This window comes from Sulfuracidifex tepidarius (assembly GCF_008326425.1).
In the GTDB taxonomy this organism is placed as follows: Archaea; Thermoproteota; Thermoprotei_A; order Sulfolobales; family Sulfolobaceae; genus Sulfuracidifex; species Sulfuracidifex tepidarius.
On the sequence record NZ_AP018929.1, the window covers coordinates 813699 to 825838 of the forward strand.

Genomic DNA, 12140 nt, shown 5'->3' on the forward strand with positions numbered 1-12140 from the left:
CTTCTCAGCAATCAAGCTTCCTTCCGAGTTTGCTTTCCAGCCTATACTTTACATACTTATCTACTGGCGAAAAACGTGGTGGATGAGGGACAAAGGTCGAACCCCCACATTTAGGACATATCTCTTTCATCGTGTATATTTCATCTACAGGACACTTCCTCAGCTTCCATTTCACTTCTTTACTACCTCTATTTCTACTTCTCCTCTAGAATCCAGAAGACTTTCAAGGATTTCCTGCAGAAGCTTAGATGTTTCCTTAGGTTCCGTGCCTATGACCTCGAGCCTATACCTAGGTGCGCCTATAGTGTATAGCTTAACTGTGAAACCGTGCTTGTCCTTCAGTACTGTATTTATGGCATCCGCTAACACTTGTCTCATTTTCTCAACTCCTTCACCAGACATAGTCCTTATACTTAGAATCTCACTTTCCTTTACTCTCCTGTCCTCCACATGCTTAGAGGCTTCCTCCAGTAAAGGTTTTACCCATTCCTCCGAGACGCCGGCCTTTAACAAGAGATCCGGGCCCTCCTTCGTAGCTTTCTCTATGACTCCCATCGGGTCACCGTATTGAGATTCCAGCTTCCACTCCACTTCTTCCCACGCTGCTTTTTCGTCCTTACCCACCTTGCTCGCCACCATCTCGAGTATCTTGTCGAGCTTCTGAAGTTTCTTCCATTCCATGTTCTTTTTCCTTCTTTCATCATCAGTGACCTTCTTGAGAGATACGTCAACTGACCCTTTCTTCCTATCGAGCCTTATTACTTTCACTACTACCTTTCTTCCTTCTTTGACTATATCACGGACGTTCTTTACCCATTTGGTACTTATTTCGCTCCACGGTAGAAACGCGTTTACGCCGGGGTACTCGTCCAAAGAAATATAGCTACCGTAATCAAAAACATTTTTCACTGTTCCGATCAAAATTTCTCCTTCAGAGGGGAAGGTCGATTTGCGATGTATCATTCTACCCTAGTACCTTTAGAATGTCCCCATTTATTTTTGCTTTTCCTCCCCTCGGGAAGACTAGCTGAGCTCCGCACGACAAGCATCTCACTGGGAAGGTTGAATTAGAGAAGACTGTCTGTTCGTACCCGCATTGACTGCACTTGACTCTGATGTACTTGCTGTTGGGTTCTGGTATGAGTATTCTGAACTTGTTCATCACTTGGCCACCTCTGTGAGCTCCACCTTCTTAAGGCGCATTCCTGATTTCTGTATAACGTAACCGCACTTGGAGCACTTCAGAACCAAGGAAGCTTTCTTCGTGGTCTTTGCGAACCTCTTCTGTTCGGGCTTTCTTGTGCTTCCATAACCTTCATTCTTCCTATCATATCTCCTTTGGCCCTCGGCTAGCGACCTCCTCTTTCCGTTTTTATATAGAGATACAGAGTGAGGAGTGTGAGTCTTGCATTTGGGACAATAAACGTTAAGACTCTTAGGAACCTTCATTACTACCGTTGTTAAATAAGGAGCAGGGAGTTATATAATTTGTGATGGAAAGAAGGACTGCGTCGTTGAAGCCTAGGAATACCAAGTCTCCTGGAACTAGCCTTTTACCGTGAAAGATCATCTCCTGTTTCACCGAACAGAGAACCTTGCCGTTCTTGGTCACATACTCAGAGGACACAAAGGAGACGTAAACTTCTTCCATCTTCCTGATGGCCTCAAGCAATTCCTTGTCGAAGCCACGAGGGCTTTCTCCTTCCAGGAGCTTTGAGACCCTCAGTTCAAAGATAGATCTAGCAATCTCCTTCATTACATTTAACTGTTCCCTGTTGAGGGGATCTGAGACCGGGTAAAGTATCTTCTTTACTCTGAGCTCGTCCTTGGTCACTTCGCTCATTGATACGTCTAGGAGATCTGGGTGTTCCATTTCCTTCCTGAGAATTTCATCCAACATGAGCAAGAATCTCCCCGAGCCCTTTTAAGTGAAGAAGAACTCCCAACGAGGTCGGTATTACCGTGATCTTTCCTTTCTCGACAGAGACCTCAACGTCGAATAACTTGGTGTTTATGGTCAGGAATGGAAGGAATGAGACTGCACCCTTGAAGGGAGAAAGTTCGCTGACTCTGGGCGTGAATGAACGCGGATCAGCTTTCTTCACCAACAGACCTGATTTCCCGTGTAGCGAGTTAGGAATCCTGATGAGCCTCTTCACGTCAATCGTGACCTGCCTATCGAGGACGACTCCCCTCTCTCCGCGGGCCTTCCTTCCTACCCATCCCGGATCCTCCGGAGATCCCTTATAATCAGGTACGTCGTCCCCGCTTACATAGTCAACTATTTCCTTCCTTTCATCGGATCCTAACAAGGCACATTCCCCCACGCAGTCCACCTGAACGTGGAAACCCCTGTTCCCAGAGAAATAAACTTTAGGTTCCATGCCGAAGTCGTGTTTCAAGATGTCCTCCAGCACGTAAGCGTGTTTGGCTCCCTCTCTGATACACTCCTCCCCCATTTCTTGATAGATCGAGGTATCCGTACCGTCTTTTTCACAACTCTGTGAATTAGTTAAAGAACCGCAGACAGGACAGAACTTAACCTCGTGGACTTCACAGAGGTGGTCCGCATCTATGTCGAAAAGTAAATCAGCTCCCATCCAGCCCTTCTTCTCGACATCCTTGGCGTCGGGAAGTTGATACTTCGCAGACGAGTAGAAGAGGTGTGCGGGGACTTTAGTCTTAAGGAAGTTGAGCAACTCCCCCTCAGAGTGAAAGGACAGATGCCTGATGTAACCTTCAGCGGACAAAGGTTGGACTGCGAATTCCCTTAATTCCATGTCGAAGGGGAGCTCAAGGTTACCTGGGTTTGAGTAGTACTCCTTGAAAAGGCCTTCAACTACCTTGTTATTCTGCCCTTGGTGCGACATAGAAGTCCCCGTATGCACCGTTAGGCATTTCATAATGAAGCCTCACAGGGATCTGAGTCCCGAAGCTGACCTCCACAGTGTCTGCGGCCTTCCTCAGTGATGTGGTCCCCATTACGTAGTCCATGCTGTAACTCGACCTAGCGTCAACTCCGTCAGCCTCTATGAGAGACCCGCTTTCAGTTGAAAGCTCTGCCTTAGCGTCAGACATGTCACCTTCTACCTGCATTATGAACTTTCCGGAACTCGACTCAAGAATGAGGACACTGCCTATCTCCGAAAGCACGTCTAATGAGCTAACTAAGTTTGAAGTCATCATCTTCGCCCTGAAGGAGAACTGAAACCCCATTGATGGTTCCCTTCCTTCCTCTAACGAAAGTAAGGGAAGGGAGAACCTCCTCTCGACGTTACCTTTATAGTTGATTATTATAGTGTTTTGATTCGTCTCCAGTTCGAGAAGGTCATCCTTTCCGCCCCTTTTCAACACGTCAGAGAGATCTCCTAGCTTGACTCCTATCAGCTCCTTCTCCTCACTCACAGAGTACTCCTCGAAATATCCCGCAGGTAAATTGATGGATAGAAATGCTACCTTTGCAGTGTCGACTCCAAAGATTTTAAGCCCATCTTGTGTGGCAACCATGTTTACTTCAGGGATGAAGTTCTCCACTGCTGCAATGATATCAGAAAATGCTAATGCATCAGCTACTTTAGCTTTCATGGTGATATGTAAAATGATGGAATTAAAAAAATCTTCACAACGTAGGGTTTCCCTCCTCGGTAAGGAAGTCCTCTCCTCCTGCGAAGATACGTTGGATCTCTGCATAAAAATTATCTATTCCCAAGTTAGAAGTAGAGGAGACTGGTGTAGGCGGTGCCGACAGACTCTCCACCAAGGACTTTACCAGCTCATATGAGTATTCGTCTATAGTACCTAGGCTATCAACCAGTTCCTCCCCGTTACTCCAGGTCAATATCTCCTGAAGCTCTTTCTCCGTTAGAAGGTCTACCTTGCTCAGCAAGTTAACCGTAGGCATGTCCATCCTGAATTTGACTGAACTCGAGAGTAACAGCATGGAAACGTAGCTCCTAGCTTCCTTTGCTATGAAAGAATCTATTAGGAAAGCCATGGCCTTCTTGTTGTCTCCTGCTATGAGTGAGGACAACATCCTACCGGTCTCACGGTAAGCGAAGAGCTCTATTTGACCAGGGGTGTCCACTAACACGTAATTTGACTCTATCTGGTCCACATCTTCCTTGATTTCCGACGCCTTGGTGAGTATTAGGTCGGAAGCGGCTATGAGAGATGAGTTTGGTCCTAGCCCAAACTTCTCCATCACTTCATACGCATCAACGTAATCCCTCACGTCTAATGAAGGCGTGTAAGGAAGGCTTTCAACAGCCGGATCCAAGTTAATTATAGCGGAGTCCATCTGCATATCGTTGAGGTAGTCATTGAAGGTCTTCACAAGGGTGGTCTTACCTGACCCAGCTGTCCCCACGAAGAAGACAAAATACATGGAATGAGTTAAGGGGTTTTAATCTTAAAAGCTTCCCTTGAGAGAAGTCCATATGATTATAGTAGGAGGGCCGGCATCCAACGGCATAGATGATGGAATAGCTAAGTCGCTTTCCTTACCATTAGTCAAGGTCCAGAGCAAGATATTTCCGGACGGGGAGTCATACGTTAGAATCCCGGAGACAGTTAAAGACAACGAGGTGGTAGTTGTACAGTCAACCTTCCCTGAACAGGACAAAAGGCTCATGGAGCTCTTCTTCATAAGTGAGACGCTGAGGGACATGGGAGCTACGAAGGTACACGCAGTAGTTCCTTATCTAGCTTACTCTAGACAGGATAGGAGGTTCATGGAAGGGGAGGCTATAAGCGTGAAGACAGTGTTAAGGATGATATCGCAAGCCGGAGCAGACACCTTGTTAACTGTTGAACCTCATCATGAAGAGGAGATGAAGTACTTCTCAGGCCAAGTGAAGACGGTTAGCCCTTACGAGGAGATAGCAATAGAAATAAGGAAGCACGTTAGTGAGCCTTACGTTTTAGCCCCTGATAGGAGCGCACTTGGTAGGGCTGAGAGAATAGCCAAAATCGTGGAAGGGAATTTCTCCTTTATAGAAAAAATGAGGGACAAGGAAACGGGAAAGACAACGATAAAGGAAGCCCCTAACGTCAACCTCAAGGGAAAGGACGTGATACTCATAGACGACGTCATAAGCACTGGAGGTACAATGGTTCAGGCAGCAGAGTACGCTTACGAAAGGGGGGCCAACAGCGTGATTGCCTCCGCATGTCACGTGCTTCTTGTGGGAGACGCCAAATCTAAGATGAAGAGAGCTGGGATCAAAAAGATATTCGGAACTAACACTGTAAAGAACGACGAAGAAGTAATAACTGTAGACATATCTAAGACAATTGCGTTAAGCTTATGAAGTACGCCGTGCTCAACTGGAGAGACCCTTTCCTATCCTTAGCTGAACTCAGAGCTTTAACTGACACCAAGTACGACCAAATTCACATGATGTCAGGCGTAGCAATAGGAGAATGGAGTCAGGATACGCTTTCATCAAGATCTGCATTAATTAAGAGAAATGGGGACTTGATCATGGTGACTAACGACCCTAAAGAGGTGAACGAGACGCTCAAAGGGGGATGCTTTTCCATAGACATAGACGTAGCCCTCGGGGAAATGAGGGAAGAGTTCACTCCCATTTACAACGAGGCAATAAAGGGGATTAAGCTCTCGAGGACGTGTGAAAAGCTGGACATGATGTTCAGCGACGGCAACATGATACTAGGTAAGAGGAAGGACTCAATAGACAACCGAACTTTAGATGCCCACAACAAGAAACCTTTCACTCAGTCTGGGACAATGACGGCTAGGACGTCAAGGCTCCTGGTTAACCTCTCAGCCCCTAGGAGGACTTTCCTGGACCCTTTCTGCGGACTCGGTTCCCTCCTTATCGAAGCTTCGTGGCTGGGGTATAGATGCTACGGACTCGACTTCGACCTCTACATGACGTGGAAGAGCAAGGAGAACTTGAAAAGTTTTTCCTTAGAGTGTCAACTCGTCCAAGGTTCGGCTTCCTCACTTCCTTTCAGACAAGTTGACGGTATAGCTACCGATCCTCCTTACGGGAGGTCGACCAAGTTCACGGGAGAGCTGAAGTCCCTATATGAGGAATTCTTTTATTCTACGGCTGAAATTCTGAAGGGAAAGCTGGTGTTTTCAACTGACGCTAAAATGGACTTCGACGACGACTTGAAGTCAGCAGGATTTTCCATAGATGAAATACATTTCATGTACATGCATAAGTCTTTGTCAAGGAAAATTTACGTGGTGAGGAGATGATAAAGGTATATTTCTTGGGGACAGGAGGAGGAGCCCCAAGCAAGGAAAGGAACCTCCCTGCCTTCCTGGTGAAAAGGGAAGGATTCTCAGCTCTATTGGACTGTGGTGAAGGGACTCAGTACACGTTCATGAAGTACGGCTTCAGTTCCGTGTCTCTAGACCTTGTGGGGATAACCCACATGCACGGAGACCACGTCTTAGGTCTGGTCGGGTTAATAGAAAGTATGGGGATGTTGAATAGGGAAAAGCCTCTCTACATCTTGGGACCTTCCCACCTGAGGGATTTCCTTTACTCTGCGTTTGAGTCCACACACTTCAGACCTAGGTTCGAGCTTAGATTCCTGGACGAGTTCGAAAATAAAGACCTTACGATAAAGAAATTTAAGACATGTCACACCGTGCCCTCCCAAGGTTACGTCATCCAGGAGAAAGACAGGGTAAACCTGGACATGGAAAAGCTCAGTGAAATGGGGATCAAAGACTGGACACTGTTGAGAAAGCTAAAGGAGGGAAATGACGTCACAGTGAACGGAACGTTGATAAGACACGAGGATTTCCTGATAACCAGGAAAGGAAGTAAGATAGTCTACACGGGTGACACTAGGCCTTGTCAGTCTACTGTAGAAGCCTCAAGGGACGCTGACCTACTGATCCATGAATCGACGTTCTTGGACGAACCCTCGGCTTTGACGTACGGCCACTCCAACGTGAGCGAGGCCGCTTCAATAGCGACAGATAGCAATGTGAAACTCTTGGCTTTAACTCACATAAGTGCTAGGTATATCGACACAAGGTCATTACTAGACACTGCTAAGAGGAGCTTCCCTAGAGTTGTCTTACCTGACGATTTATCATTCATCAACGTCTGAAACGAACAGAGTCTAAGGACGCCTAAGTGTAGTCTAAAAAGCCTCACTCCGCCCGTTGAAGGGACTAGCTCGTCGTTAGATTACGCTACGAGAAAGGTCTGATCTTAAACTAAAACCCGAACCTAAAAGATTCACGTGGTCAAGGCATTGGGTTTTCCCATAAAGGTCTTCCGTGACTTGTTTTGGGAGCCAACCAATCGATCACGTCCTTAGCCTTGTCGCTCTTTATGAAGAACTTTATCGGTCCCAGAGGAGATTCCTCTTCACTGTCGACGAAAGTCAGTACCCTCGCTGCAGCAGCTTGCTTATGAATCATGAAAGTTATGGTGTTTCCTTCCAACCCTCGAAGTAGGTACTTCCTTGAGGCGTCGAGGATCTTCTCTTCCCTTAGAGCCCTGTGAACTTTCATGAGGCTTTTGAGCGATGAAGACTCGAAAGTCAGCACAAGTGAGAGGTCTAAAGAGTCTTCCTTTACTTTCTCATAGATCAAGAAATTCGACACAGCATTGATAACTCTCTCCTTCAACTCTGAAGGCTTTACCTCGGCTACTACGGTTACCTTATCCAAACTTCAGCACCCTCTTAATGAAATCTTCGCATTCCCTCTTAAATTCAGCAATGGAAGAGGAGTTAGTAATTATGTAATCTGACATTGCTATCACTCCACCAAGACCGAAATCGAGTTCCTCCTTGTCCCTGAGCTTCACCAAGGAAATATCCTTTGAATCGTCGGGTCTCATCCTATTCATTATCCTCTCATACCTGATAGACGGAGGAGAGTGGACTGAAACAAGAAAGATCTCATTTCCCTGGAGTAAGTTCCTGAACTCCTCAACTTCGTCGAGACTCCTCACACCGTCAAACACGACCAAAGGGGAAGGTGATCCCATGGACTCAACGCTGAGCCTAGCTACTACCCCGTTTCCGTAAATGGTCCTGAGCCTCTTAGCGTAATCCATTAACCTCTCTCCAGGCTTTCCGTCTTCACTGAACCTCTTCTTAACTACGTCACTCATGACTATTACCTTAGCTCCCTTATCTTTCAGCAGGTTAGAAAAGAGGCTCTTCCCAGAGCCGGGCATTCCAGCTATTAAAAGGACTTTAATCTTAGACCACGCATATCTACAGTAAAGTGGGTTATAAACTATGAGACTATTTATTGCAGTCGATATTCCAATTAATCAGAAAATTATAGACTTGATAGAACAAATAAATCAAAGTGGAGCCGACGTGAAGAGCGTCGAGCTTGAGAACCTCCACTTGACTCTTCTCTTTATAGGAGAAAAGAGAGAGAATGAATTAGAGGGAATAGAACAGTCCATGAACAAGGTAAGGTTCAACGAGATTAACGCTTTGGCACAGGGAATAGGGTTCTTTCCTAACGAGGAGAGACCTAGAGTGATGTGGATAGGAATAAGGGATCAAGGAGAGTTCAGGAAAGTGAGAGAACAGTTGGTTAAGGAACTGAGGATGAGGAAAATTTACTTTGAAGATAGAAACGAGTTCTCGCCCCACTTGACCTTGTGCAGAATAAGGTCAGGAAGAGGAGTCGACAAGCTGAGGGAAATAGGAAAATCTAAAAAGGATGAAGTCTTCGAGGACTTCAAGGTAAAAGAAGTGAAGCTTTTCAAGAGTACGCTCACGCCCAAGGGACCCATCTATGAGCAACTATACTCTATCAGATCTGAAGGATGAAGTCCTCAGGAGGATAAAACCGAGCAAGGAAGACGAAGCGAAGATCAAGTCTCACCTTTCCCCTATTCTGGAGAGAATCAAGGACATGGAATTCCAGATACAAGGTTCATTCGCTAAGGGTACGTGGCTACGTGGCTCCAGCGATGTAGACGTCTTCATTTTCTTCGATAAGGACATGAAGGGCAGAATGGAGGAGATCGTGAAAGGTCTGGAATCCAGGATGAGAGGTTACGACACCGAGATGGCTTATGCAGAGCACCCGTACCTGATAGTGAGAGACGGGTTCATTGAGGTAGACCTAGTCCCTGCTATCAAGGTAGAGAAAGGAAGTTCAATAGTCACTGCCGTTGACAGAACTCCTTTTCACACCCGCTTTGTGAACTCCAATCTCACGGAGGAACAGAAAGATGACGTCAGAGTTCTAAAACAGTTCATGAAGGGAATAGGGGTCTACGGTGCTGAGATTAAGGTGATGGGGTTTTCAGGCTACATATGCGAGTTGCTTGTAATAAAATATGGGTCATTTGAGGAAGTCCTCAGACAAGCATCGTTGTGGAAGTCACAAGTTAAAATAGAGATAGTGAAGGGAGAGAAAGGGTTCGACGACCCTTTAGTCATAATAGACCCTGTGGATCCGAAGAGGAACGCCGCAGCAGCTGTCTCCATGAAGAGCTTGGGGACTTTCTCCTTAGCGTCTAGGACTTTCCTGAAGAAGCCCTCACTGGAGTATTTCTTTCCAGACGAAGTCGAGGGAAAGCCTCTAGGAGATGTCCTGATGGTGGAGATCGACGTGAAGGAGAAGGTCTCCAGTGACATACTGTGGGGCCAAGTTTCCAAGAGCGTCGACAGAATAAAGAAAGACCTATCGACTAACGGGTTCAGGGTGATCGACGTTCAGGCGTGGGAGGAAGGCCAGAAAGTGGTCGTGGGAGTGCAACTCCAAGAGAGGATCATAGGAGAGTTTTACGCTCAACCCGGACCGTTCTTCTATATGAACGGGGTAGAAGACTTCGTGAAGGAGAACGAGAACGTCTGGATCGGGGAGGAAGGTAGACTTTACGCAATAAAGAGAAGGAAGTTCACGTCACCGGAAGACGTAATTGCCAGATCTATCACAATAAAGGTTAAACATGAGGTCAGCATGAGATGGGAGAAGGAAGGAAAGAGAGGGAAAGCAGGAGCATTCATGAGGAAAACCCCCCCTTGGTTGAAGTGAAGGAATTCATATTTCCCCAGTTCTCAAAGGAAATAGAAACTGAATTGAAAGAAGCTGGCATAACTCACCTTCTCTCATTGGGTAAAGTTAAAATAAACAATGTATTGGCTCTGGGAAAAGGTAAAACGGGAATAGTGGCTCTCATGCCCGACTACAAAGTTGTCAAAATAAGGAGGACCGACTCACCAAAAAAATCTATGGAGATGGAATGTAAATACCAAATGAGTGCCTATCCAGTCTCTCCTGAGGTGTTTCTCTGCGGCAGGAATTTCATCCTGATGGAGCTAGCCGATGGAAGAGAACTCCCCATGAATCCATCCCCTCGGGAGATGAAGTTGGCCTTGATCTCCGCTAGGGAGTTGGAGAAACTTAAAGTGCAACACAAGGAGTTAGTCAGACCTTGGAAGAACGTCATAGTAAACGAAAACAAAGCCTTCATTCTAGATTACGACTCTGCTACTTTCAAACCTACACCTAACAACGTAACGAAGATCCTCTCATCAATCCCTAAACTGAGGGAGCTGGGAATAAAATACTCAAAAGGAGAAATAGATTTTGAGAAACTATTAGATTTAATAGATTTTTACCTTTAGCTGTTTCTTCGGTCTAATGGCTATGTCTTCCATAGACGGAACTTGAAACTCGTGTCCGCAATGATGACACTTACCTCCAAAGATAGCCTTTATTTCTGAAGGTGTCCTAACACCGTAGAAGTCTTGTCCAACTCGCTCAAATCTATATAATTCTGCTCCACAATTTTTACAGACATACCTCACAGGAATACTTTTTCACCGAGTAATAACTTTAGAGAGTTTATTAATATCTACTATACCTATCTTACCGCTCCCATATACGTTGAGAGGGAGAGTTAACCGAAAGTATTCCAAATAGATTTTACGGAGGTATTATACAGTAAAGCTTTTTAACTTTTATTAACTTATCTCATTAATTTTTTATAAATAGTATATTTAAGAGATTAAGAAGAGGAAAAAGTAATATCAAGTTATTGTAGCTGCAACAGCTATATAAATAGCATAATATAAATTAATTAAATTATGTATTATTCCCATAATTTTTACAATATATGAATTTAATAGGAACTACAAGTCTAGAGTCTTAGTCTGCAAAACGGCGAGATCGTGGCTAGGTCTAGCTTATACATACCGCTTCACGAGAAATAGGGGAATACGGGGTTATATATGCGAGCAGCTGAGAAAAGAAAAACGTTACCTTTTCCTGAAGTATATCGAAACTCCTAACAGAGCTATTCCCGTTACTAAAAACGAAGGCCACAGTGAGGCGTATTGAGATAGAGGATAACAACTAGGTCCACACGTTTGAACCATTATAATTAGTGTAGTGTTTACTACGTGCGTAAAAGGATCTTGGCCGGGGTGAACAATCAACGGAGTAGGGGGTGGCTGCGCTGTGAAATTAGGAGTTTTAGTTACGGGTATAACTTCTTTCTCGACTTCTTGATGAATTTGGTAGGTCGGGACGAAATAGAGGTAAACCCCAATACTGATCATAGGTATAGAAACTAGCAATAGCACTTCTATGCTCTTTTTCATCTCATGGAAATAAGTATACACTTATTTAAAAACCTTTTGAATGTAAAAAATGAATTATTTTTATTTATAAATCCTCTGTCCTTTTTAGTTCAAAAGTTGTTAAATAAGTGTAAATATTAATATAAATAGTAGCATAAATCTTAGTAGAATTTTTCAACTATTCGTATTTTGACGGCAAAATTAACATGTTGTCAAGCCTTATAAACACGTTTTGGCAACCATAATATCAGACGTGAAAATGACGGAAAAACAACGCCGTTATAAGTTCGGGGATTCCATCTTGAGGGAAAGGAAAGGTAGGTATTACGTTTACAAGCTAGAGTATGAAAACGGTAACTCAAAGGAACGTTACGTCGGTCCTTTAACTGACGTTGTTGAAACTTATGAGAAATTAAAAGAAATTGGGGGTGTGGGGGTACCCCCACTATGGGGCCGCCGGGATTTGAACCCGGGACCACCAGCGTTCTGGTGGTTAGGGAGTTATCCCCAGGCTGGCATCCTACCAAGCTAGACTACGGCCCCGACTTCTAACTTTTAATCGTCTACATAAAAAAAGTTTA

The 12140-nt window shown here is 44.9% G+C and carries 17 protein-coding genes, 1 tRNA gene and 1 pseudogene; 7 read left to right on the plus strand and 12 right to left on the minus strand.

Annotated elements, in window-relative coordinates; all coding sequences use genetic code 11:
* Positions 1-4: 4 nt before the first annotated feature.
* The 8 genes from IC007_RS03720 to IC007_RS03755 are packed head-to-tail and all read right to left on the minus strand — an operon-like array spanning position 5 to position 4384.
* Positions 5-175, minus strand: a complete 171-nt coding sequence (locus IC007_RS03720) for an RNA-protein complex protein Nop10 (protein ID WP_084739723.1) — start codon at positions 173-175, stop codon at positions 5-7.
* Entirely contained in the window at positions 172-963 is a 792-nt protein-coding gene (locus tag IC007_RS03725) for a translation initiation factor IF-2 subunit alpha (protein ID WP_054845876.1), read from the minus strand. Before IC007_RS03725 ends, IC007_RS03720 begins: the two co-directional genes overlap by 4 nt.
* A 1-nt stretch (position 964) precedes the next feature.
* On the minus strand, positions 965-1165 hold the full coding sequence (locus tag IC007_RS03730) for a 30S ribosomal protein S27e (RefSeq protein ID WP_174861569.1): 201 nt from the start codon (positions 1163-1165) through the stop codon (positions 965-967).
* On the minus strand, positions 1162-1449 hold the full coding sequence (locus tag IC007_RS03735) for a 50S ribosomal protein L44e (protein ID WP_054845875.1): 288 nt from the start codon (positions 1447-1449) through the stop codon (positions 1162-1164). Before IC007_RS03735 ends, IC007_RS03730 begins: the two co-directional genes overlap by 4 nt.
* Entirely contained in the window at positions 1436-1900 is a 465-nt protein-coding gene (gene gins15 / locus IC007_RS03740) for a DNA replication protein Gins15 (RefSeq protein ID WP_054845874.1), read from the minus strand. The genes IC007_RS03735 and gins15 overlap by 14 nt, the downstream gene beginning before the upstream one ends.
* Positions 1890-2903, minus strand: a complete 1014-nt coding sequence (priS, locus tag IC007_RS03745) for a DNA primase small subunit PriS (protein WP_370685224.1) — start codon at positions 2901-2903, stop codon at positions 1890-1892. The genes gins15 and priS overlap by 11 nt, the downstream gene beginning before the upstream one ends.
* Complete coding sequence (locus tag IC007_RS03750; RefSeq protein ID WP_149528386.1) at positions 2848-3585, minus strand: DNA polymerase sliding clamp; 738 nt, start codon at positions 3583-3585, stop codon at positions 2848-2850. The genes priS and IC007_RS03750 overlap by 56 nt, the downstream gene beginning before the upstream one ends.
* A gap of 34 nt (positions 3586-3619) precedes the next feature.
* Positions 3620-4384 carry a PRK13768 family protein gene (locus IC007_RS03755; protein WP_054845873.1) on the minus strand — a complete coding sequence of 255 codons (765 nt, stop codon included), beginning with the start codon at positions 4382-4384 and terminating at the stop codon, positions 3620-3622.
* Positions 4385-4436: 52 nt separating this feature from the next.
* On the opposite strand from IC007_RS03755, the gene prs reads away from it, so the two are divergent.
* Genes prs through rnz form a run of 3 tightly spaced genes read left to right on the plus strand, consistent with a single transcriptional unit; the run spans position 4437 to position 7098 of the window.
* Positions 4437-5309 carry a ribose-phosphate diphosphokinase gene (gene prs / locus IC007_RS03760; protein WP_149528387.1) on the plus strand — a complete coding sequence of 291 codons (873 nt, stop codon included), beginning with the start codon at positions 4437-4439 and terminating at the stop codon, positions 5307-5309.
* Positions 5306-6229, plus strand: a complete 924-nt coding sequence (locus IC007_RS03765) for a TRM11 family SAM-dependent methyltransferase (protein ID WP_054845872.1) — start codon at positions 5306-5308, stop codon at positions 6227-6229. The genes prs and IC007_RS03765 overlap by 4 nt, the downstream gene beginning before the upstream one ends.
* Complete coding sequence (gene rnz, locus IC007_RS03770; RefSeq protein WP_054845871.1) at positions 6226-7098, plus strand: ribonuclease Z; 873 nt, start codon at positions 6226-6228, stop codon at positions 7096-7098. Before IC007_RS03765 ends, rnz begins: the two co-directional genes overlap by 4 nt.
* A gap of 139 nt (positions 7099-7237) precedes the next feature.
* Here rnz and IC007_RS03775 read toward each other — a convergent pair whose 3' ends face one another.
* On the minus strand, positions 7238-7666 hold the full coding sequence (locus IC007_RS03775) for an RNA-binding domain-containing protein (protein ID WP_054845870.1): 429 nt from the start codon (positions 7664-7666) through the stop codon (positions 7238-7240).
* On the minus strand, positions 7659-8204 hold the full coding sequence (locus IC007_RS03780) for an AAA family ATPase (RefSeq protein ID WP_256202572.1): 546 nt from the start codon (positions 8202-8204) through the stop codon (positions 7659-7661). Before IC007_RS03780 ends, IC007_RS03775 begins: the two co-directional genes overlap by 8 nt.
* A gap of 40 nt (positions 8205-8244) precedes the next feature.
* On the opposite strand from IC007_RS03780, the gene thpR reads away from it, so the two are divergent.
* The 3 genes from thpR to IC007_RS03795 are packed head-to-tail and all read left to right on the plus strand — an operon-like array spanning position 8245 to position 10602.
* A complete protein-coding gene (gene thpR, locus IC007_RS03785) occupies positions 8245-8793 on the plus strand; it encodes an RNA 2',3'-cyclic phosphodiesterase (protein ID WP_054845868.1) in 549 nt (182 codons plus the stop codon).
* Positions 8759-10009, plus strand: a complete 1251-nt coding sequence (cca, locus tag IC007_RS03790) for a CCA tRNA nucleotidyltransferase (RefSeq protein ID WP_054845867.1) — start codon at positions 8759-8761, stop codon at positions 10007-10009. Before thpR ends, cca begins: the two co-directional genes overlap by 35 nt.
* Positions 9940-10602: a serine/threonine protein kinase gene (locus IC007_RS03795; RefSeq protein ID WP_232049006.1), complete on the plus strand. Its 663-nt coding sequence runs from the start codon at positions 9940-9942 to the stop codon at positions 10600-10602. The genes cca and IC007_RS03795 overlap by 70 nt, the downstream gene beginning before the upstream one ends.
* A 633-nt stretch (positions 10603-11235) precedes the next feature.
* Here the strand turns inward: IC007_RS03795 and IC007_RS03805 are convergent.
* Positions 11236-11580 (minus strand): hypothetical protein, encoded by a 345-nt coding sequence (locus tag IC007_RS03805; protein ID WP_149528388.1) that lies wholly within the window; start codon positions 11578-11580, stop codon positions 11236-11238.
* 238 nt (positions 11581-11818) lie between these two features.
* Here IC007_RS03805 and IC007_RS14165 point away from each other — a divergent pair.
* Positions 11819-11974 (plus strand): annotated as a pseudogene (locus IC007_RS14165) (putative integrase); the annotation flags it as partial.
* Positions 11975-12007: 33 nt separating this feature from the next.
* Here the strand turns inward: IC007_RS14165 and IC007_RS03815 are convergent.
* A tRNA-Pro gene (locus IC007_RS03815) sits at positions 12008-12102 on the minus strand.
* Positions 12103-12140: the final 38 nt, after the last annotated feature.